Here is an 18,188-nt window from a genome sequence, read left to right on the forward strand (position 1 = left end):
AGAATCTGTGCATAACTCACCCGCGCTCACCACTCACCGCGCCAGCTGCCGGTGCCCGCGCCACCTCTTGCTGGCGCGCTCACCGGTACCGGGCGCGGTGACGAAAAGCGCGGGCGCGCGGCGGCAAAAGCGGCTCCAGTAGAATGGGGGAACTGCCCCTAAACCTCAGGAGTCATGACAATGGTTGATGTTCGGCGGGTCAAACTTCCCGGCGTTGGTGTGCTGCACACCTTCATCACGGATGATGGTGGCAAGGTCGGCGTCATCGCCCACCGTTCCGGCCATAGTGACCTCATCACCTTCGCTGACGACGAGGGCGGCCCCGACGCGAGCAAGGTCTCGCTGAGGCTCAACGAAGACGAGGCGCACACCCTCGCCGAGTTGCTCGGCGGCACCCAGATCACCGAGTCGCTGAGTGCCCTCGACCAGATTCCCGGCCTCAGCATCGACTGGTTCACCGTCGACTACGAAGACCACATCGCCGGCCAGGCTCTCGGAAATCCGGCCGATCGCGGTATCGCCGGACTCACCGTGGTGGCGGTCGTGCGCGGAGAATCCGCCAACCCGGCTCCCGCCGCCGACTTCAAGGTCTTTCCCGGTGACACCCTCGTGGTCGCCGGCTCGCCGGAAAAAGTCGTCAAGGCCTTCGCGTTCTTCCGCACCGGTGAAGTGAAGGCGAAAACCGTCGACGCTCCACCCGGGGGATGACCGATGCACCTGGGCGAAGACCTCCTCGTTCTCGGCATCCTGCTCGTCGTCGCCTACGTTCTTGGCCGCCTGGGCAAAATGATCGGACTCCCCACTATCCCGATCTACATGATCGTGGGCGTTCTCGCGAGTCCGAACACCGACTTCTTTCCCATCGACTTCCAGTCCGGCGACATTGAACTCATCGCCGTGTTCGGCCTGATCCTCCTGCTCTTCAGCCTCGGCCTCGAATTCGACCAGGAGGAATTCTTCGGTAACGCCAAGACCCTGATCATCTCCGGCGGATCCTGGGTGCTCATCAACATGGGTGCCGGCTTCATCTTCGGGCTGCTCGTGGGCTGGGGCCCCCGCGAAGCCCTCGTCATCGCCGGAATGACCGGAACCTCCTCGAGCGCCATCATCACCAAACTCCTCATCGAACTGCGCCGCCTCGCCAACAAAGAGACCCCGATGATCCTCGGCGTCACGGTCGTCGGCGACATCTTCATCGCCATCTACCTCTCCATTGTCTCCGTGGTGCTGAGTGGTAAAACCGAGATCTGGCCGATCGTGCTGCAGCTCTCCATCGCGTTCCTGTTTCTCGTCGCCATGTTCTCCCTCGCCCGCTGGGGCGGCCGCGTCGTCTCGCGCCTGATGCGCACCAAAGACGACGAACTGTTCACCATCTTGTTCTTCGGGCTCGTGGTGTTGTTCGCCGGCATCGGCGAGATCATCGGCGTAACGGATGCCATTGGCGCCTTCCTGATCGGCGTCGTGCTCGGCGCGAGCAGCTATCGCGCCAGAATCGAACGCGTCGCGGTGCCCCTCCGCGACATCTTCGCGGCATTCTTCTTTCTCAACTTCGGACTTGCCCTCGACGTGGCCCAGTTCGGATCGGTGATCGGGGTGGTGCTGATCGCCATCGTGATGACCTTCCTGCTCAGTCTGTTGTCGGGGGCGCTGCTGGCCTGGTTGCACAAAATGGGGCCACGCGAAGCCCTCAACACCGCCGCGATCTTCGTCAACCGCGGCGAGTTCACGCTCATTTTGGCAACGCTGTCGGTGTCGGCCGGGCTGGATTCGCGGCTGCAACCGTTCGCCGGGCTTTACGTGTTATCGATGGCCATACTCGGCCCCCTGTTCGCGGCGAATTCCGAGAAGATCGGATCGGCGCTGCGTCGTCGGGTGCCGGCATCCGTTGCCGCGCGCGCACCGCGCAACCCCATGCTCGACGAAGAAATCGCCCTGGTCGAGGCTGCGACCGCGGCCCAGGCAGCGGATGCTGACGAGTACACGCGCCGTGCGGCCAAACGCGACTCGGCCAATTCCCAAGCGGCGGAAGATACGGTTGCCAGAGCGAAACGCTCGCATTCAGACGTAGATTCCATGGCCGATTTCGCGCTCGGTCAGCACTCCCCAGAACCCGATGACGCGGCCGACCGGCCGGCACGCAAACCCGGGCGAGAAACCCACACAGGTGACTATTCGTGATCAGAATGATGGTGCGACCCCGCTGGGTCGCTGCACTGCTGCTTGCCCTCGGCGTTGCCGCGGCGTTCGCCCTGCTCGGGCATTGGCAGCTCGAGCGCGCCATTGAATCCGGCGTGGTGGTGGAGCGCAGTACGGAACAGGTCAAGCCGCTCGCCGAGGTGGCGCAGCCTGACGGGGGAGTGACGCAGATCGCGACCGGCCAAATGGTCAGCACCGAAGGCACCTGGGTGCCCGGTGACGAGACGCTCATCACGACACGCTTCAACGGCGGCGTCGAAGGGTTCTGGGTGGTCAGCCATTTTCAAACGGATGCTGCCGCCAGCATCGCCGTCGCCCGCGGCTGGGCCCCCGACAAATCCGGTGCCCAGGCCGTGATCGATGCGCTGCAGACCGAACCACGCAATGCCCCGGTGACCGTTACCGGACGCTTCCTCACCGGAGAGGCACCGGAGCTGCCCGACCCGCAAGGCGACCCGATGGAGCTGACCAAGGTGGCACCATCCGCTTTGATCAACCTGTGGGCCGATTTCACCGACGAGTCGGTGTACTCCGCCTACATCGTCAGCGCGGACGCGCCGGCCGGGCTCGACGTGATCGACTCCCCGGTGCCCCAGGTCGACCAGTCGCTCAACTGGCTGAACATCTTCTACGCCATAGAGTGGGTCGTCTTCGCCGGGTTCGCCGTGTTCCTCTGGTACCGCCTGGTGCGCGACGCGCTGGAGCGCGAGCAGGAAGAAGCCGAGCTTGAATTGGCCTCTGCGAGCACTCCCAGCGCTGGCGCATAGAATTACCCCATGCCACTTGATCCCAAGCCCGCCGATATTTCCCGAATCCCCGGTGCGCTTCGGCTCTACCAGGTGTCGTCCATCATCACCGGTGTCTTTCTGCTGCTGCTCTGCGCCGAGGTTTACGCCAAGTTCATTCTCGGCTACGAACTCGAAATGAACGGCGCCGAAGGCTTCCTCGCCTTCGTGCCCCGCGGAACAGTTGCCGCAATCAACCTGAGCACGATCATTCTGATCGTGCACGGCTGGTTCTACGTGCTCTACCTGTTCGCCGACTTCCGGCTCTGGAGCCTCATGCGCTGGCCATTCTCGCTCTTCGTGCTGATCGCGCTCGGCGGCATCATCCCCACGCTCTCGTTCTTCCTGGAAGGCCCCATGACTCGCCGCGTGAAACGTTCCCTCGAACAGCTCGAAGCGAAAAAGGCCGCCGAGGTGCGTTCGTGAGTGCCGTCGAGACCGCGTCAGCGGATGCTGTAGTCGCCGACTCTGGCCTCGATCGCCCCGTTCTCGTGGTCGACTTCGGAGCCCAGTACGCGCAGCTGATCGCGCGACGCGTGCGGGAGGCATCCGTTTATTCGGAAATCGTGCCGCACACGATCACCGCCGCCGAGGTTCTCGCGAAGAACCCGCGCGGAATCGTTCTGAGCGGCGGGCCGTCGAGCGTCTACGCCGAGGGTGCGCCCGCCTTCGACGCGGCGATCTTCGAGCTCGGTGTGCCCGTGCTCGGCATTTGCTACGGCTTCCAGGTGATGGCGACCGCCCTCGGCGGCACCGTTGCCCACACCGGCGCCCGCGAATACGGTTCGACCCCGGTCACCGTGAACAACGGCGGCAACGTGCTGCTGGCCGACCAGCCGGACAGCCAGACCGTGTGGATGAGCCACGGCGACTCTGTTGCCACTGCACCTGACGGCTTCACAGTGCTCGCCTCGTCGGTTTCGACCCCGGTCGCCGCGTTCGCTAACGACGCCAAGCGCCTCTACGGGGTGCAGTGGCACCCCGAGGTCAAGCACTCCGAAAACGGGCAGCACGTGCTCGAAAACTTTCTGCACCGCGCCGCCGGCATCAACCCCGACTGGAACAGCGGCAACGTCATCGCCGAACAGGTCGCGAAGATTCGCGCCCAGGTCGGCACCGGCAAGGTCATCTGCGGCCTGTCCGGCGGAGTCGACTCCGCTGTCGCGGCGGCCCTGGTGCACAAGGCGATCGGCGACCAGCTGGTCTGCGTCTTCGTCGACCACGGCCTGCTGCGCCAGGACGAGCGCCGCCAGGTTGAGGAAGACTATGTGAAGGCCACCGGCATCCGTTTGGTCACCGTCGATGTGCGCGAGCAGTTCCTCGTGGCGCTCAAGGACGTGAGCGACCCGGAGACCAAACGCAAGATCATCGGCCGCGAATTCATTCGCACCTTCGAGCAGGCCCAGGCCGAACTGATCGAAGAGGCCAAGGAAATCGACGGCGACCCGATCCGCTTCCTCGTGCAGGGCACCCTGTACCCCGATGTGGTCGAGTCCGGCGGCGGCAGCGGCACCGCCAACATCAAGAGCCACCACAACGTGGGCGGCCTGCCCGACGACCTCAAGTTCGAACTGGTCGAACCCCTGCGCACCCTGTTCAAGGACGAGGTGCGTGCCATCGGCGCCGAGCTCGGCCTGCCGGCCGAAATCGTGCAGCGCCAGCCGTTTCCCGGCCCCGGTCTGGGAATTCGCATCGTGGGCTCGATCACCCAGGAACGCCTCGACCTGCTGCGTCAAGCGGATGCGATCGTGCGCTTCGAACTGACCGCCGCCGGTCTCGACCGCGAGATCTGGCAGTGCCCGGTCGTGCTGCTCGCCGACGTACGCTCGGTGGGCGTGCAGGGCGACGGCCGCACCTACGGTCACCCGATCGTGCTGCGCCCGGTGTCTTCAGAGGATGCCATGACCGCCGACTGGACCCGCCTGCCTTACGACCTGCTCGCCAAGATCTCGAACCGCATCACCAACGAGGTCGACGGGGTGAACCGCGTCGTGCTCGACGTGACGAGCAAGCCGCCGGGAACGATCGAGTGGGAGTGATCCCCGAGTAGCTCGAAAAAAAGGGGCCGGCTCTGGAGAGCCGGCCCCTTTTTGTGTGACCGGAGCCGGGCATCCGTTTGTGGTCGCGCCCGCTGCGGGTGGGTGCGCCAGCTATAGCGGGAGCGGCCACCGGTAGCGGGCGCTGTCAGGGGGCGAGTGATTCAAGCAGCGCACGGGCCAGGTCGCGAGCGACTTCGAGCGGATGCGCAAACGTCTCCAGTCCCACGGTTACGAGCGCGCCCTCGTGGAGCAGCATCATCCGTTTGGCCATGGCTCGCGGGTCGATCGTTCCTGCTTCCCGGCAGAGTTCACCGAACAGGTCGAGCAGCCACACCTTCTGCCGGGCGATCTCTGGGAATACGGGATGCCCATCGTGCCCGTCGCCGATTTCGGCCCGGGCGTTGATGGCGCTGCAGCCCTTCAGCCCGTTCTCGCCGGACCAGGAGATGGCCGCGTCGAAGATCGCCAACACGCGGTCGGACCCGGGCTCAGGTACCCGGGCAAGCTGGGCGGCGAGGTGTTCGCGCCATCGAGCATCTCGGTGCTGCAAGTAGGCCACGACGAGCGCTTCCTTCGATCCGAACCGGTCGTAGAGGGTCTTCTTCGTGACGCCGGCCGCTGCGGCGATCGTGTCGACGCCGACGGCGTGGATGCCGCGTTCATAGAACAGCTCCGATGCGGCGTCGAGCACGCGGCGAGCACCCGGAGTCAGCGGGGCGAGGTCGGGAACGTCCATGATTCGATTATACAGACCTGTATAGTGGTATCCATAAGTACACAGGTCGGTATACCGAGGTCGATTGTCACGGTGCTGGCCGCAATCGGGTTCATCGTGTCGTGGAGTTCGGGATTCGTCATCGCGGCGGTCGCGGTCGTGGATGTGCCGGCCACTACCCTGCTGGTCTGGCGGTTCGCCCCGCTAGCAGTGATTTTAGTCGTCGTCACCCTGGCTTCCGGCGCTGTACGCGGCGTCACCCGCACCGAGCTGCGTCAGCAGGCCGTCATTGGGCTGTTCGCCCAGTTCGGCTACATCACCTTCGTCTACGCCGCGATCGGGGCCGGCATCACGACCGGTACCAGCGCACTGATCGACGCCGTACAACCGCTGGTCGTCGCGACTCTCGTCGGGCCCCTGCTGGGGCTACGGGTGCGCGGCGCACAATGGGCCGGGCTGGCCGTCGGGGCGCTGGGGGTCGTATTGGTCGTTCGCTCGCAGATCGGCGGCGCGGCGGCGCATCCGATTGCCTATCTACTGCCGGCACTGGCGATGATCTGCCTCATAGTGGGCACGTTCGTCGAGCGACGGTCACGTGTGAAGACGCCGGTGCTCGTGACTTTGACCGTGCATGTCGTCGTGACGTCCTTCGCGCTCATTGTGATCGCGGTAGTAACGGGGGCACTCCTTCCCCCGGCCACGCTGACATTCTGGCTCGCCACCGTGATCTCGGCGTTCGTGCCAACCCTGGGGGCCTATGGACTGTACTGGTGGTTGCTGCGACGGGTGGGCATCACCGCGCTCAACGCCCTGCTGTTCCTGGTCGCGCCCACGACGGCTCTGGTCGGGGCGGTGCTGCTCGGCGAGCCGCTGACGCTGATGACTTTGGCTGGGTTCGCTCTTTGCGGCCTCGGGGTCGCCGTCGTGCTGTTCACCGAGGCGCGCGCTACCAGAGCGGATGCCAACACCTCCTCCTCGACGCCCGAAGGGATCCCGGCCCGCTAAGCAAATATATGCAAAGTGCATCATAGTTGAGCTAATATGCTTCCATGAGTTCTCTCTTGCAGATTAGAAATGTGCCCGATGATGCTCGTCGTGCGCTGAAAGCGCGGGCCGCTGATCGCGGTGAGTCACTCAACTCTTACCTGCTCGACCTCCTCGACCGAGAGGTGGCGCGGCCGACCGTCGGTGAGGTGCTCGATCGTGCGGCCCGACGGGCTGAGCGGGCACAGGTATCTGCACTGGAGGCGCTCGCGAGCGCCCGAACCGAGCGATTGGGTCAGCTACAGGAGCGGCCGGGCACGTGATCGTGGTGGATTGTGCTGCGGTGGTCGACGTACTGACCGCCGCCGCCGGCACCGATGAGTTGAGGGCCCGGCTCGCGTCTGAAGAGTTGCACGCGCCGACCCTGCTCGACTATGAGATCGTATCGGCGCTTCGCGGTCTCGTGCTGGCCGGGCAACTGACTGCCACGCGTGCGCAGGACCTGCTGACGGACTTCGAGGATTTGCCGATCCGGCGGTGGGAGTCGGCCGATGTATTGCGACGTCGCGCCTGTCAGCTACGCGACAATCTGTCGGCCTATGACGCTGCCTACGTTGTCCTGGCCGAGGCTCTGGGGTGCACGCTCCTCACCCGTGATGCCAGGCTTGCTCGTTCCAGCGGGCACAGTGTGGTAATCGAAGTGCAGTAGTCGTTTACTGCGCGAAGGCAAGCGAGCTCTAGGCTCGCGGCATGACCGAGGGATAATGACGATGATTGACACAGCCAAGGGATTCACGATTGTGAGCACCTACGACGCAACCCCCGACGAGGTCTGGACAGCGTGGACGGACGCCGACGCTGCGGCGCAGTGGTGGTTTCCGCGCGGAACGAGCACGCCCCGAGAAACGGTAGAAATCGACGCGCGCGTGGGTGACAACTACGTCTACACGATGGTGAACGATGCCACGGGCGACAAGGTTGTTTCCGGTGGCGTCTACCGCGAAGTCTTGCCTCTCGAGCGCCTGGTGTTCACCTGGGGCGAGCCCGACGGCGACCCTGATGACAGCCCAATCGTCACGATCACCATCGAGCCCGTTGGCAATCGAACGCGCATGACCTTCGATCTGCGCGGTGTCGCCGGGTCCAAGGGGGATGGATTCTTTTACGACGGATGGCAGGACGTGCTCGATTCGCTCGGGCGCTATCTGGGCTAATCGCGCGTTGCCGCAGCGTTGATCCGCTGCAGCAGCCCCACGAGGATCGACTGCTCCTCGACAGAAAGAATCGCGGTGATGGTTCGCTCGGTCTCGACGTGCGGGGCCAGGGCGGCGTCGATGAGCCGCTTGCCGGCATCCGTCAGCGCGACCAGGGTGCCGCGGCCATCGTCGGGGTTCGCCTCCCGGCTGACCAGACCTCGCGTCTGTAGCTTGTTCAGGCGCTGCGCGACCGCGCTGGTCGAGATCATCGCATCGCGGGCCAGTACCGCCGGGGAGATCCGGTAGGGCGCACCGCTCCGCAGTAGCGTCGCGAGCACGTCGAAAGAGGATGCGTCCAGGCCGTACCGCGCAAAGGTCGCGGCCAGGCGGGACTCGACGGCCAGAGCGGTGCGACTCAAGCGGCCGATGACGGCCATGGGGGAGACGTTCAGGTTGGGCTTCTCGGTGTTCCACTGTTCGAGGATTCGATCGACTTGGTCTGTCATGGTTCCATGCTATCAATTGCTAAGCACTTAGCTATAATGGCTAAGTGCTTAGCAATCGACTGTTCCTGTTGGCGACCACTGCCCTCGCTCCCGTTCTCTGGGGAACCACCTACCTGACGACGACGACGTTGCTGCCGGCGGATCGGCCGTTCCTCGCGGCGTTCCTTCGCGCGCTGCCAGCGGGAATCCTGCTACTGATGCTGTGCCGCCGCTTGCCGCGCGGCGCCTGGTGGTGGAAATCCTGGGTGCTCGGCGTGCTCAACATCGGGGCGTTCTTCGCCCTCCTCTTCATCGCGGCCTATCGGCTCCCCGGCGGCGTGGCCGCCATTGTGGGAGGCCTGCAGCCCCTCGTTGTCGCCGTCCTCGCCAGTCGAGTGCTGCATGAGAGGATGACCGGACGCGTTCTGGCGAGCGGCGCGACCGGAGCCTTCGGCGTCAGCCTCATCGTGCTCCAATCGCAGGCGAGGCTGGACGCTATCGGGATCCTGGCCGCTGTCGGCGGCACGGTCTGCATGGCCTCGGGCATCGTGCTCTCCAAAAAGTGGGGGCAGCCGGCGCCGCTGCTGGCGACGACCTCGTGGCAACTCATCGCCGGCGGACTCAGCCTTCTGCCCGTATTGCTCCTGCTCGAAGGCCTTCCGAGCACGCCGTTGACCGTGACCAACCTCGCCGGCTACGCGTACCTCGCTGTGGCTGGCACGGCATTCGCCTACGTCGTCTGGTTCCACGGCATTGCGGGCCTCCCGGCCAGCACCATCGCATTCCTCGGACTGTTGAGCCCCGTCGTGGCGATCGTGCTCGGCTGGGCGATCGCTGGAGAGCACCTTGCCCCGATTCAGATCGCGGGAATCGTCATCGTGCTCGGCTCGATCGCGGCCGTCATCGTCGCCAGGGGCCCGAATCCTGATCGCTCTCTGAACCGACGCGGCTCTACCGTCACCCGCGCCCGAAGCCGGTGGACGCTGCGGTAACCGGCGAAGCGGCTACCCAATCGGGGGCGCTCATGGGCAACCCGGGGCATCCATCAGTCTTTGGGGGCTTTGAGGTAGCGGCGAATGGCGAGCACGACCACCCAGGCGAGGCCGAGGAGCACGATGGCACTGCCGATGTAGCCGAACGTGGCGTTCACGCCGTTGATCTCAAGGGGGAGCAGCGCGTGCAGGTCAGTGAAACTCATTGCTTAAGCCAACCACAGTGTGGCGGGCGCGGGGTACGAAAAAGCGCCCCCGTTCGGAAAGAACGAGGGCGCGTGATCAAGCGGATGCCGCTACTCGCGGGTGAGCACGAAGATGCGCAGCATTTCGACGTAGAGCCAGACGACGGTCATGATGATGCCGAACGCGCCGGTCCAGCCGTATTTGCGCGGCAGGCGGTTGTTGACGCCCTTCTGGATGAAGTCGAAGTCGAGCACGAGTGAGTACGCGGCCAGGAGCACCGCGAGAAGGCCGATGAGGATACCGAGCTTGATATCAAAGCCGAGAATGCTGATGCTCGCACTGCGCATGCCGAAGGCCTGATCGGTGCCGCCGAAGATCATCATTCCCACGTTGATGAGCGAGAATGCGGCGTAGCCGATCATGGCGATCAAAAAGACCTTGGTGGCCTTCTTCGAGGCACGGATCTTTCCGCTCTTGAATAGGGCCAGGGTGACGGCGACCACAACGAGGGTGGCCAGAACCGCCTGAATCACCACGCCCCCATAGATGTCATCGAAGACCCGCGAGATGCCCCCGACGAACAGTCCCTGGGCGCCGGCGAAGGCGAGGATCAGCGGAGCGGACGGCTCCTTCTTGAAGGTGTTCACCAGGCCGAGCACGAAACCCACGATGGCACCCAGAATGAACAGGAACGGAAGCACCGGGGTGGCGACCCAGGAAATCGCGGCAGCCACGAGCAGCAGCGCGAAGCCGAGGCCGGTCTTGGTGATGGTGTCTTCGTAGGTCATGCGTTCGGTGTCCTGCGCACCGGCGGCGGGCCGGTTGTACATCGACTGCAGATCGTTGTCAGAGAGGGCCTGCGACGACGCCACTGCGCCGCGAGGGCCGAACGCCTCGTTGCGGGAGAAAGCGGGGTTGGAGGATGCCATGTGTTGCTGTACTCACAATCAGCTGGTGGGGTTTGAGGTGCCTGGTGAGGCACTGATTCAACGGTACCCGAGAGCGCATGGGAATGCGCGGGGGATCAGCCGATTTGCAGCTATCCGGGTGCTGTCCCGCTGATGTTTCGCTGCGAGCGGAGGCCAGGCCCAGCAACCGTTCTCGCCCTGTTGTTAGCCTGAAATCATGCAACCGATTGTCATTGGCCACCGCGGGGCAAGCGGCCACCGGCCCGAACACACACGCAGCGCATTCGAGCTCGCCTTCGGCCTCGGCGCCGACGCGGTCGAACCAGACCTCGTCGCCACTCGTGACGGGGTGCTCGTGATCCGCCACGAAAACGAGATCTCCGGTACAACGGATGTCGCCACTCGCGCCGAATTCGCCGCTCGCCGCACCGAGAAACACATCGATGGAACGCTCGTCATCGGCTGGTTCACCGAGGACTTCACTTGGGACGAACTCAGCACCCTACGGGCCAGGGAGCGGCTGCCCACCCTGCGGCAGGGCAGCTCCACCTTCGACGACCAGCAGCCGATTCTGCGCCTGCGCGACCTGTTCGACCTCGTCGACGCCGCGGGGGAGCGCACCGACCGGGTACTCGGCATCGTGGCCGAGATCAAGCACGGCCACTACTTCGCGAGCCTCGACCTTCCGCTGCCCGAACTGTTCGCCGCCGAGGTTTCCGCCGCCGGCTGGAACACCGACCGGCTCACCGTCGAGAGCTTCGAACCGAGCGTGCTCGCCCAGGTGCGCGCCCAGGGCGTGCGAGGCAAACGCATCTTTCTGCTCGAAGACCAGGGGCACCCGGCCGACCAGCTCGCCGAGTACGGCGCCGGGGCACTCAGCTACGCCGACCACCTCACCGCCGACGGTCTCGCGAGCCTGGCGGCGGGTCGCTCGGCCGGGGGGTCCCGCTGCAGCATGGGCTCCAGCACGGCCACGAGTGATGTCGGGGTGGACGGCATCAGCGTTCCCAAGTCGCTCATTCTCGAAACGGATGCCGCGGGTGAGGTGATCGGGGCATCCGCTCTGGTGGACCAGGCGCACGCCGCCGGGCTGGAGATCTACTGCTGGACCCTGCGCCCGGAGAACAAATTTCTGGCGAAAACGTTTCGCGGCGGCACCCGCAAGGCGGACTTCGGCCACTGGCAATCGGAGTTTCGGATCATATTCGACTCCGGCATCGACGGCGTGTTCGCCGACTACCCTGATCTGGCCGTGCACGTGCGTGACGCGCTCTGAGCAGTGCCCCCACCCACGGGCAGGTCAACCCGCTTCTTGCGCCTGTTCGACCAGTTCGCCGTCCACCGAGATCCGGTTCTCGTCGCTTTTGTGAAGGCACTATATGTTCACCAAGATCATGAGACGGCCTGAATCGACTCCTGTTTGAGAGCCGCCGGGTCGTCAACCGTGGTGTCGAACTCGCTGTCGATCTCCACGTGCATAGCGCCACGGAAGTGACCGATGACGGCGAGCACAATTCCGAGGGTCGACCATCCTGCGAGCACAAGCCAGGGAACCAACGTGGCGGCATCGGGAAAGTAGGAGAGGTCGCGCAGCAGCGTGGCGGCGGCTCCCGGCGGGAACATCTGGCCGATGGCGCCCCATGGCTCCGGCAGAAACTCGAGCGGCGCTGTTGACGATGAAATCGGGTTGGCGAGCACCATGAACAGCACCGGCCCGATAGCCATTCCTGCCTTGCCGACGGTCGCGACGATGCCGACGATCGTGGCGCTGACGGCAAGGAGCGTGAGCGCTATCGCTGCGGCGTTGACCAGGTAATCGCCCTGGAGGATGCCAAACCATCCCTGCAGGACTCCCGCCAGGGCGAGGCCACCCCCGACGACGTAGACCGAAATCGCCACAACGCGTCGCCAGGCCCCAACGATGAGCACGGATGCCAGGATGCCACCCAGCACGCCGCCCAGAGTCAGCGGAAACGCCGCGGCGATGAGCCCAGCGCCGCGCACATCGGTTGAAGCGAGGGGAACAATGTCGGTCACGGCCACGGTGATCGGCTGCGGGGGCTCGATGCCCTGAGCCTTGAGCGCTGCATTCAACTGGGCCTGCAGCTTCGGCGCGACTGTAGTGAGGATGGAACTGACGATGGTGCTACCCGCCGAGGCGGTGAGCACTTCCGGCGCGTCTCCGAGAACTATTGCGCCCTCGACTTCGCGGGTGTTGATCATGCTCACCGCGTCGTCACGGTCGGTCGCGGTGACGAAGTCGAATGTGTCGGGCGCTGACTTTTCGAATGCCGCCTCGACGTGAGTGACGGCCGCGTCAGGGCCGACCACGGCGATGGGCAGGCTCTTCACGCTCGATGTGACGCTTGGCCATGCGAATGCGAGTACGAGGAGAGCGACGGCGACGGATAAGACCAGCCCGACGCCGACAATGCGAGACCACGACGTGGGGGCGGGCGGGGTGTGTGAAGTGCTCAATTAGGCTCCTAAAACGAATGTTCGTTCTTTATAGTAGACTAGCGAGCATGCCCAAAGTGACAGAGCAGTATCGCGAGACCCGAAGAGACGAAATCGCCCAGGCCGCCCTCCGTTGTTTCGCGAAGAAGGGATTCACTGGCGCGTCGATGGCGGACATTATTGCCGAGTCAGGACTCTCCGCGGGGGCGATCTACGGACACTTTGAGAGCAAACAGCAGATCATGCTCTCTGTCGCGAGCCTCGTTATCGGCGACGCGGTCACCGAGCTCGAAACGCTAAATGCGGGTGGGGTGGTGCCGACACCCAGCACTGTCGTCATGACTATTCTCGCGGGCGTCACATCGGACGTGAGCCACAACCAGATTCTGCTCCAGGTGTGGGGAGAGGCCATGGTTGACCCCAAGATTCGAGAGCTGGTCTCAGATGTCCTCACCCAGATACGCCCGATCTACCTAAGATTTCTCACTGCATGGGCAGAGGAACACGAGGGGCTGAGCAAACACGACGCCACGACATGGGCAAGCCGACTCGTCCCTGTCACTATGGGCCTCGCACATGGCTACATCGTGCAATCCGCACTCTTCCCCGACTTTGACAGACCGGCCTATCTGGCCAGCATCCGCGAGCTGCTACCCGGCTGACTCACCCACACGGCCCCGGTCCGACAGGTCAGATGCCCACAGTCACACCCTTTTGTGACGACGGGGACCTCTAACGCTACAAAACTCGATGCCTTCGAACGCCTCCCGGTCGCATGGTCGTCACGTGCTGGAACGGATGACGCGGGTGAGGCGATCGGGGTATCCGCTCTGGCCGTGCACGTGCACGACCCGCTCTGAGCGGTGCCCGACCGGTGACTTCTGCCAGCTGATGCCGGCGTTAGGTCCCGGCCTAGAGCGCCCGCCGCATGATCGCCGCAATCACCTCGGTCTTGGCATCGGCGTAGGCATTCATATCGTCAAAACCGTGATGCAGTAACGCTCGCTTGGTGTCTTCGTATAAAGCGCGGTCGTCGGCATCCGCTCGGAGACGATTGCGAAATAGGAGGTAGTTGTCTACGGCCTGGTCGCCTCGTTGAAGGATATGGATATGCACATCGCGTGCTGGCGTCCGCACCAGGCGATGGCCCGGCTCACGAGTGCGTAACTCGTATCCAGCGGTCAAGAGATGAGGGAGATAGTCTTCTTCAGCAGTGATGTCGACGACCGTGACCACGATGTCGACAATTGGCTTAGCTGCCAGTCCGGGAACGGACGTCGATCCGATGTGTTCGACCTCGACTTCCGCCGTTCCCAGCGTATTTCGCAGTCTTGTCTGGTGGTCAAGAAAAATATCGGGCCAGTTCTCGTCATAGGCAACCACTTGGAGCTGGCGCTTTTCAGATCCGCCGACAAGCTCGACCTCATCAACGTCTGCTCGGCGGGGTGCACTCTTGTTGGCCATGCGATCAGTCTTCCATTCAGTTGATTCGATCAGGAAACGTCGGGGCGTCGCCAATCTCCACAGCCCGACCCGTCCTCGTGTCAGGGGCCTCGCCTACACTGGAAACCGACATGATCACACCTCTTAACGCGGAATCCGCGCCCGCCGGCCGGTCGGCCACGCCTATCATTCTCGATTCGAATGGCTACGCGGGCTCCGGCAATACGCAGCACAGCCCGCTGCTCGACGGGCTCAACCCGCAGCAGAAAGAGGCCGTCGAATACCGCGGGCAGGCGCTTCTTATCATCGCCGGCGCCGGTTCGGGCAAGACGAGTGTGCTCACCCGGCGGGTCGCAAGCCTGCTCGAAACCCGCGATGCCTGGCCGAGCCAGATTCTGGCGATCACCTTCACCAACAAGGCCGCCGCCGAGATGCGCGAGCGAGTGCACGCCATTCTCGGCCAGGGCTCCGACGGAATGTGGATCAGTACCTTTCACTCCTCCTGTGTGCGCATTCTGCGGCGCGAAGCCGAGAAGATCGGACTGTCCAGCACGTTCAGCATCTATGACTCGGCCGATTCCAAGGTCACCCTCAAGCGCATCATCAAGGGACTCGACGCCGACACCTACGGGTTCACGCCTGGGTCCGCGGGCGCCAAGATTTCCAAACTCAAGAACGAGCTCGCCGATGCCGACTCGTATGCGCGCAACGCCAACATGAGCGACCCGCAGGAGGTCATGTTCGTCGAGATCTTCCGCCAGTACCAGGCGCGGCTGCGCGCCGCGAGCGCGCTCGACTTCGACGACCTCATCGGCGAGACCGTCTACCTGTTCCGCGCGTTCCCCAAGGTCGCAGCCCTTTACCGGCGCCGCTTTCGGCACCTGCTGGTCGACGAATACCAGGACACCAACCACGCCCAGTACGCCCTCGTGCACGAGCTCACCCGGCCGGTCACGGCCGAGCTCGCCCAGGAGATGGAAGACGACGGCGTGCACGTGCGCAACCTGCGAGGCGCCTCCGGAGCCATCCCAGGGGCTTCGCTCACCGTGGTCGGTGATTCCGACCAGTCGATCTACGCCTTCCGCGGCGCAGACACCCGCAACATCAGTGGGTTCGAGCGCGACTATCCCGGCGCGAAGGTCATCCTGCTCGAGCAGAACTACCGGTCGACCCAGAACATTCTCTCGGCCGCAAACGCCGTGATCGGGCACAACTTCGACCGTACAGATAAGAAGCTGTGGAGCGCGGGCGGCGACGGCGAGAAGATCGTCGGTTTCACCGCGTATTCCGGGCATGACGAAGCGCAGTTCGTCTCCGACGAGATCCAGGTGCTGCACGCGGCCGGCATGGCCTACCGCGACATGGCCGTGTTTTACCGCACCAACGCGCAGACCCGAGCGCTCGAAGAAATTCTGGTGCGCTCGGCCACGCCCTACCGGGTGGTCGGCGGCACCAAGTTCTATGAGCGGGCCGAGATCAAGGATGCACTGGCCTACCTCATCGCCGTAGCCAACCCGGTCGACGAACTCGCGCTGCGCCGCATTCTGAACACCCCGAAACGCGGCATCGGCCCGGCGACCGAGACCGCGCTGTCGAGTTTCGCCGACGACAACGAGCTCACCTTTCGGCAGGCCATGCGCAACTCCGCAGCGCTCGGCCTGGGCCCCAAGGTGACCGGCGCCATTCTAAAACTGGCCGAACTGCTCGATGCCGCCGCGCTCATGCTCGTGCCGACCTCGGTGACCGACGACGGGGTGCCGGTCGGTGGCTCTAACGTTTCCGAAGTATTGGAGTTCCTGCTGAACGGCAGCGGGCTGCTCGCCGGCTTACGAAATAGCCGCGACCCGCAAGACGAGGTTCGAGCGGAGAACATCGAGGAGCTCGTGGCCCAGACCAAGGACTTCAATAAGGAGAACCCCGACGGTGGTCTCGTCGACTTTCTCACCCAGGTGTCGCTCGTGGCCGCCGCCGACGACCTCGACGATGCCTCGGGAACCGTGTCGCTGATGACCCTGCACACCGCCAAGGGCCTCGAATACGAGGCCGTGTTCCTCACTGGCGTGGAAGAGGGGCTGCTTCCGCACCAGATGTCGGCGAACGAGCCCGGCGGCCCGGCTGAAGAGCGCCGCCTATTCTATGTGGGCATCACCCGCGCCCGCAAGCGGCTCTACCTTTCGCTCGCGATGACCCGCGCCCAGTTCGGCGACATCAACGTGGCCATGCCGAGCCGTTACTTGCAGGAGATCCCGGCCGACCTGATCGACTGGAAGCAGTCGCCGGGCATGGCCAACTCCCGTGGCGGTACTCAGCCGCGCGCGCTGAACGCGCGCCGCGACGGTGGCTTCGGTGGGTTCGGTAATTCACTGGGCACCGGCTCGAACGACAGTTACGGCGGGCGCAGCAGCTACGGAACCAGCAAGCAACCGGCCGGCCTGCCGCCGGGCAAGCCGAAGACGGAGTGGGCAAACAAGATCACCGGAACGGTGCGCGACAACGGCAGCCTCGAGCTTCAGGCTGGCGACCGCATCCGCCACCACGACTTCGGCGAGGGCCGGGTCAACCAGGTCACCGGCGAAGGCACCAAGCGCATCGCGCACGTGCAGTTCGACAGCATGGGCGCTAAAAAGCTATTGATCAAGATCGCCCCGATCGAAAAGATCTAGCGTGCACCCCGTTGGTTCCGGCCCGCACGCGGAATCGGGCAAGCCCGAGAGCCTGAGGCAGTGGGCGCTCTCTCTGCGCTCCTTCCAGTTCGAGGTCGCGACCCGGGCCGCGGTCGCCGCCGCGCTGCCGCTGACCATTCTCGTGCTCACCGGCCAGCTCGACTGGGCCGCCTATGCGGCCTTCGGTGCCATGACGGCACTGTTCGGCCGCAACGAGCCCTACCGGGTGCGGCTGCGCACGGTCACCGTTGCCGGCACGCTCATGCTCGCGATCATCACGTTCGCCCTCGTGCTCGCTCTGATCGAGGCGCCGTTGATCGTGCTCACCGCGGGACTGGTCGTTGTGATCGCGTCCGGAATCCTCGTGGCGAACACGGCGGGGCTGTTCCCGCCCACACCGATTTTCTTTGTTTTTGGTTTTGCCGTGATCGCGCAGCTGCCCACTCCGGGCGAGGAATTCTGGCCACGGCTGCTCGTGGCCGTCGCCTCCGCGGCGTTCGCCTGGCTGCTCACGATGTCGGGCTGGCTGCTGCGCCGGGTCTCCCGGCATCACGAACCCGACCTGTTCAAAAACCTGTTTCGCGGCGCCCTGGTGCGTCCGGGCGCCATCCGCGACCGGCAGGTCTGGTTATCGATCGCCCAGAATGTGGTCGGTGCGCTCGTCGCTGGTTCCCTTGCCCTCACGGCGGGCATCGGGCATCCGTATTGGGCAGTGGTCAGCGTTGTCGCGGTGCTGCCCCCACCCGGCGCGAAGCATTCCGTGTCGCGAGCCTTTCACCGCATGATCGGCACGACTCTCGGCGTCGGCGTGACCGCGCTAGTGCTGCTACCGAGCCCGCCGGTGGCGGTACTGATTCTGGTCATCGCCCTGGGGCAGTTCGGCGCCGAGATTCTGATCGGCCGGCACTACGGCGCCGCCCTGCTGTTCGTGACCCCGCTCGCCCTCACCGTGGTGCACCTCACCAGCCCGGTACCGGTGCCGGCGCTGCTGGTCGATCGCGTGCTCGAGACGGTGCTCGGCAGCGTCGTCGCCCTGGTGATCTTGCTGCTCGTGCGGGCGCGGGTCCGGCTGAAAAACAGGCATTGACGACGCACAGACTGTTCACAGGTTATCGATAGCTGTTCGATGGGCCTTCGGT

General features: G+C 64.5%; 21 protein-coding genes. 15 read left to right on the forward strand and 6 right to left on the reverse strand.

Annotated features, from left to right (window positions below):
* The first annotated feature begins 174 nt into the window (after nt 1-174).
* The 5 genes from QMF22_RS01245 to guaA are packed head-to-tail and all read left to right on the forward strand — an operon-like array spanning nt 175 to nt 5,020.
* Nucleotides 175-708 (forward strand): cation:proton antiporter regulatory subunit, encoded by a 534-nt coding sequence (locus QMF22_RS01245; RefSeq protein WP_233193339.1) that lies wholly within the window; start codon nt 175-177, stop codon nt 706-708.
* A 3-nt stretch (nt 709-711) separates the two neighbouring features.
* The gene (locus QMF22_RS01250) at nt 712-2,178 is read left to right on the forward strand and encodes a cation:proton antiporter (protein ID WP_283449556.1); all 1,467 of its coding nucleotides are present in this window, start codon (nt 712-714) and stop codon (nt 2,176-2,178) included.
* A 5-nt stretch (nt 2,179-2,183) separates the two neighbouring features.
* Entirely contained in the window at nt 2,184-2,963 is a 780-nt protein-coding gene (locus tag QMF22_RS01255; protein WP_283450719.1) for an SURF1 family protein, read from the forward strand.
* Between the two features lie 9 nt (nt 2,964-2,972).
* Nucleotides 2,973-3,407 carry a DUF3817 domain-containing protein gene (locus QMF22_RS01260; RefSeq protein ID WP_283449558.1) on the forward strand — a complete coding sequence of 145 codons (435 nt, stop codon included), beginning with the start codon at nt 2,973-2,975 and terminating at the stop codon, nt 3,405-3,407.
* Nucleotides 3,404-5,020 (forward strand): glutamine-hydrolyzing GMP synthase, encoded by a 1,617-nt coding sequence (guaA, locus tag QMF22_RS01265; RefSeq protein WP_502846890.1) that lies wholly within the window; start codon nt 3,404-3,406, stop codon nt 5,018-5,020. The genes QMF22_RS01260 and guaA overlap by 4 nt, the downstream gene beginning before the upstream one ends.
* Before the next feature lie 145 nt (nt 5,021-5,165).
* Here guaA and QMF22_RS01270 read toward each other — a convergent pair whose 3' ends face one another.
* Entirely contained in the window at nt 5,166-5,756 is a 591-nt protein-coding gene (locus QMF22_RS01270; protein WP_283449561.1) for a TetR/AcrR family transcriptional regulator, read from the reverse strand.
* A gap of 72 nt (nt 5,757-5,828) precedes the next feature.
* On the opposite strand from QMF22_RS01270, the gene QMF22_RS01275 reads away from it, so the two are divergent.
* The 4 genes from QMF22_RS01275 to QMF22_RS01290 all read left to right on the forward strand — a co-directional run bounded on the left by QMF22_RS01275 (nt 5,829) and on the right by QMF22_RS01290 (nt 7,933).
* A complete protein-coding gene (locus QMF22_RS01275) occupies nt 5,829-6,740 on the forward strand; it encodes a DMT family transporter (protein ID WP_283449563.1) in 912 nt (303 codons plus the stop codon).
* Between the two features lie 44 nt (nt 6,741-6,784).
* On the forward strand, nt 6,785-7,042 hold the full coding sequence (locus QMF22_RS01280) for a FitA-like ribbon-helix-helix domain-containing protein (RefSeq protein WP_283449565.1): 258 nt from the start codon (nt 6,785-6,787) through the stop codon (nt 7,040-7,042).
* A complete protein-coding gene (locus QMF22_RS01285; protein WP_283449566.1) occupies nt 7,039-7,428 on the forward strand; it encodes a type II toxin-antitoxin system VapC family toxin in 390 nt (129 codons plus the stop codon). The genes QMF22_RS01280 and QMF22_RS01285 overlap by 4 nt, the downstream gene beginning before the upstream one ends.
* Nucleotides 7,429-7,489: 61 nt before the next feature.
* Nucleotides 7,490-7,933 (forward strand): SRPBCC family protein, encoded by a 444-nt coding sequence (locus tag QMF22_RS01290; protein WP_283449568.1) that lies wholly within the window; start codon nt 7,490-7,492, stop codon nt 7,931-7,933.
* Here QMF22_RS01290 and QMF22_RS01295 read toward each other — a convergent pair.
* A complete protein-coding gene (locus QMF22_RS01295) occupies nt 7,930-8,421 on the reverse strand; it encodes a MarR family winged helix-turn-helix transcriptional regulator (RefSeq protein WP_283449569.1) in 492 nt (163 codons plus the stop codon). The two genes, QMF22_RS01290 and QMF22_RS01295, sit on opposite strands and share 4 nt — an antisense overlap.
* 44 nt (nt 8,422-8,465) lie before the next feature.
* On the opposite strand from QMF22_RS01295, the gene QMF22_RS01300 reads away from it, so the two are divergent.
* The gene (locus QMF22_RS01300) at nt 8,466-9,392 is read left to right on the forward strand and encodes an EamA family transporter (protein ID WP_283449573.1); all 927 of its coding nucleotides are present in this window, start codon (nt 8,466-8,468) and stop codon (nt 9,390-9,392) included.
* Nucleotides 9,393-9,445: 53 nt separating this feature from the next.
* Here QMF22_RS01300 and QMF22_RS01305 read toward each other — a convergent pair whose 3' ends face one another.
* Together QMF22_RS01305 and QMF22_RS01310 are read right to left on the reverse strand one after the other, a co-directional pair.
* Nucleotides 9,446-9,598 (reverse strand): hypothetical protein, encoded by a 153-nt coding sequence (locus QMF22_RS01305; protein WP_283449575.1) that lies wholly within the window; start codon nt 9,596-9,598, stop codon nt 9,446-9,448.
* Between the two features lie 90 nt (nt 9,599-9,688).
* Nucleotides 9,689-10,507 carry a Bax inhibitor-1/YccA family protein gene (locus QMF22_RS01310; RefSeq protein WP_283449576.1) on the reverse strand — a complete coding sequence of 273 codons (819 nt, stop codon included), beginning with the start codon at nt 10,505-10,507 and terminating at the stop codon, nt 9,689-9,691.
* A 196-nt stretch (nt 10,508-10,703) separates the two neighbouring features.
* Between QMF22_RS01310 and QMF22_RS01315 the strand changes: the two genes are divergently transcribed.
* Nucleotides 10,704-11,762 carry a glycerophosphodiester phosphodiesterase family protein gene (locus QMF22_RS01315; RefSeq protein WP_283449578.1) on the forward strand — a complete coding sequence of 353 codons (1,059 nt, stop codon included), beginning with the start codon at nt 10,704-10,706 and terminating at the stop codon, nt 11,760-11,762.
* Between the two features lie 116 nt (nt 11,763-11,878).
* Here QMF22_RS01315 and QMF22_RS01320 read toward each other — a convergent pair whose 3' ends face one another.
* Complete coding sequence (locus tag QMF22_RS01320) at nt 11,879-12,964, reverse strand: YhgE/Pip domain-containing protein (protein WP_283449580.1); 1,086 nt, start codon at nt 12,962-12,964, stop codon at nt 11,879-11,881.
* A 47-nt stretch (nt 12,965-13,011) separates the two neighbouring features.
* Between QMF22_RS01320 and QMF22_RS01325 the strand changes: the two genes are divergently transcribed.
* Complete coding sequence (locus QMF22_RS01325; RefSeq protein ID WP_283449582.1) at nt 13,012-13,605, forward strand: TetR/AcrR family transcriptional regulator; 594 nt, start codon at nt 13,012-13,014, stop codon at nt 13,603-13,605.
* A 54-nt stretch (nt 13,606-13,659) separates the two neighbouring features.
* Nucleotides 13,660-13,803 carry a hypothetical protein gene (locus QMF22_RS01330; protein ID WP_283449585.1) on the forward strand — a complete coding sequence of 48 codons (144 nt, stop codon included), beginning with the start codon at nt 13,660-13,662 and terminating at the stop codon, nt 13,801-13,803.
* Between the two features lie 52 nt (nt 13,804-13,855).
* Here the strand turns inward: QMF22_RS01330 and QMF22_RS01335 are convergent, their stop codons facing one another.
* The gene (locus QMF22_RS01335; RefSeq protein WP_283449587.1) at nt 13,856-14,407 is read right to left on the reverse strand and encodes a GrpB family protein; all 552 of its coding nucleotides are present in this window, start codon (nt 14,405-14,407) and stop codon (nt 13,856-13,858) included.
* A gap of 110 nt (nt 14,408-14,517) precedes the next feature.
* On the opposite strand from QMF22_RS01335, the gene QMF22_RS01340 reads away from it, so the two are divergent.
* A complete protein-coding gene (locus tag QMF22_RS01340) occupies nt 14,518-17,049 on the forward strand; it encodes an ATP-dependent helicase (protein WP_283449589.1) in 2,532 nt (843 codons plus the stop codon).
* A gap of 1 nt (nt 17,050) precedes the next feature.
* Nucleotides 17,051-18,136 carry an FUSC family protein gene (locus QMF22_RS01345; RefSeq protein ID WP_283449591.1) on the forward strand — a complete coding sequence of 362 codons (1,086 nt, stop codon included), beginning with the start codon at nt 17,051-17,053 and terminating at the stop codon, nt 18,134-18,136.
* The last annotated feature ends 52 nt before the right edge of the window (nt 18,137-18,188 follow it).

Source organism: Cryobacterium sp. PH31-L1 (assembly GCF_030063145.1).
GTDB lineage: Bacteria > Actinomycetota > Actinomycetes > Actinomycetales > Microbacteriaceae > Cryobacterium.

Bases quoted from the DNA above. Each gene is read 5' to 3' on its own strand.
- QMF22_RS01315 (WP_283449578.1), top strand. From the start codon at position 10,704: ATGCAACCGATTGTCATTGGCCACCGCGGGGCAAGCGGCCACCGGCCC.
- QMF22_RS01325 (WP_283449582.1), top strand. From the start codon at position 13,012: ATGCCCAAAGTGACAGAGCAGTATCGCGAGACCCGAAGAGACGAAATC.
- QMF22_RS01260 (WP_283449558.1), top strand. From the start codon at position 2,973: ATGCCACTTGATCCCAAGCCCGCCGATATTTCCCGAATCCCCGGTGCG.
- QMF22_RS01280 (WP_283449565.1), top strand. From the start codon at position 6,785: ATGAGTTCTCTCTTGCAGATTAGAAATGTGCCCGATGATGCTCGTCGT.
- QMF22_RS01305 (WP_283449575.1), bottom strand. From the start codon at position 9,598: ATGAGTTTCACTGACCTGCACGCGCTGCTCCCCCTTGAGATCAACGGC.
- QMF22_RS01245 (WP_233193339.1), top strand. From the start codon at position 175: ATGACAATGGTTGATGTTCGGCGGGTCAAACTTCCCGGCGTTGGTGTG.
- QMF22_RS01270 (WP_283449561.1), bottom strand. From the start codon at position 5,756: ATGGACGTTCCCGACCTCGCCCCGCTGACTCCGGGTGCTCGCCGCGTG.
- QMF22_RS01255 (WP_283450719.1), top strand. From the start codon at position 2,184: ATGATGGTGCGACCCCGCTGGGTCGCTGCACTGCTGCTTGCCCTCGGC.
- QMF22_RS01310 (WP_283449576.1), bottom strand. From the start codon at position 10,507: ATGGCATCCTCCAACCCCGCTTTCTCCCGCAACGAGGCGTTCGGCCCT.
- QMF22_RS01250 (WP_283449556.1), top strand. From the start codon at position 712: ATGCACCTGGGCGAAGACCTCCTCGTTCTCGGCATCCTGCTCGTCGTC.
- QMF22_RS01335 (WP_283449587.1), bottom strand. From the start codon at position 14,407: ATGGCCAACAAGAGTGCACCCCGCCGAGCAGACGTTGATGAGGTCGAG.
- QMF22_RS01290 (WP_283449568.1), top strand. From the start codon at position 7,490: ATGATTGACACAGCCAAGGGATTCACGATTGTGAGCACCTACGACGCA.
- QMF22_RS01295 (WP_283449569.1), bottom strand. From the start codon at position 8,421: ATGACAGACCAAGTCGATCGAATCCTCGAACAGTGGAACACCGAGAAG.
- QMF22_RS01340 (WP_283449589.1), top strand. From the start codon at position 14,518: ATGATCACACCTCTTAACGCGGAATCCGCGCCCGCCGGCCGGTCGGCC.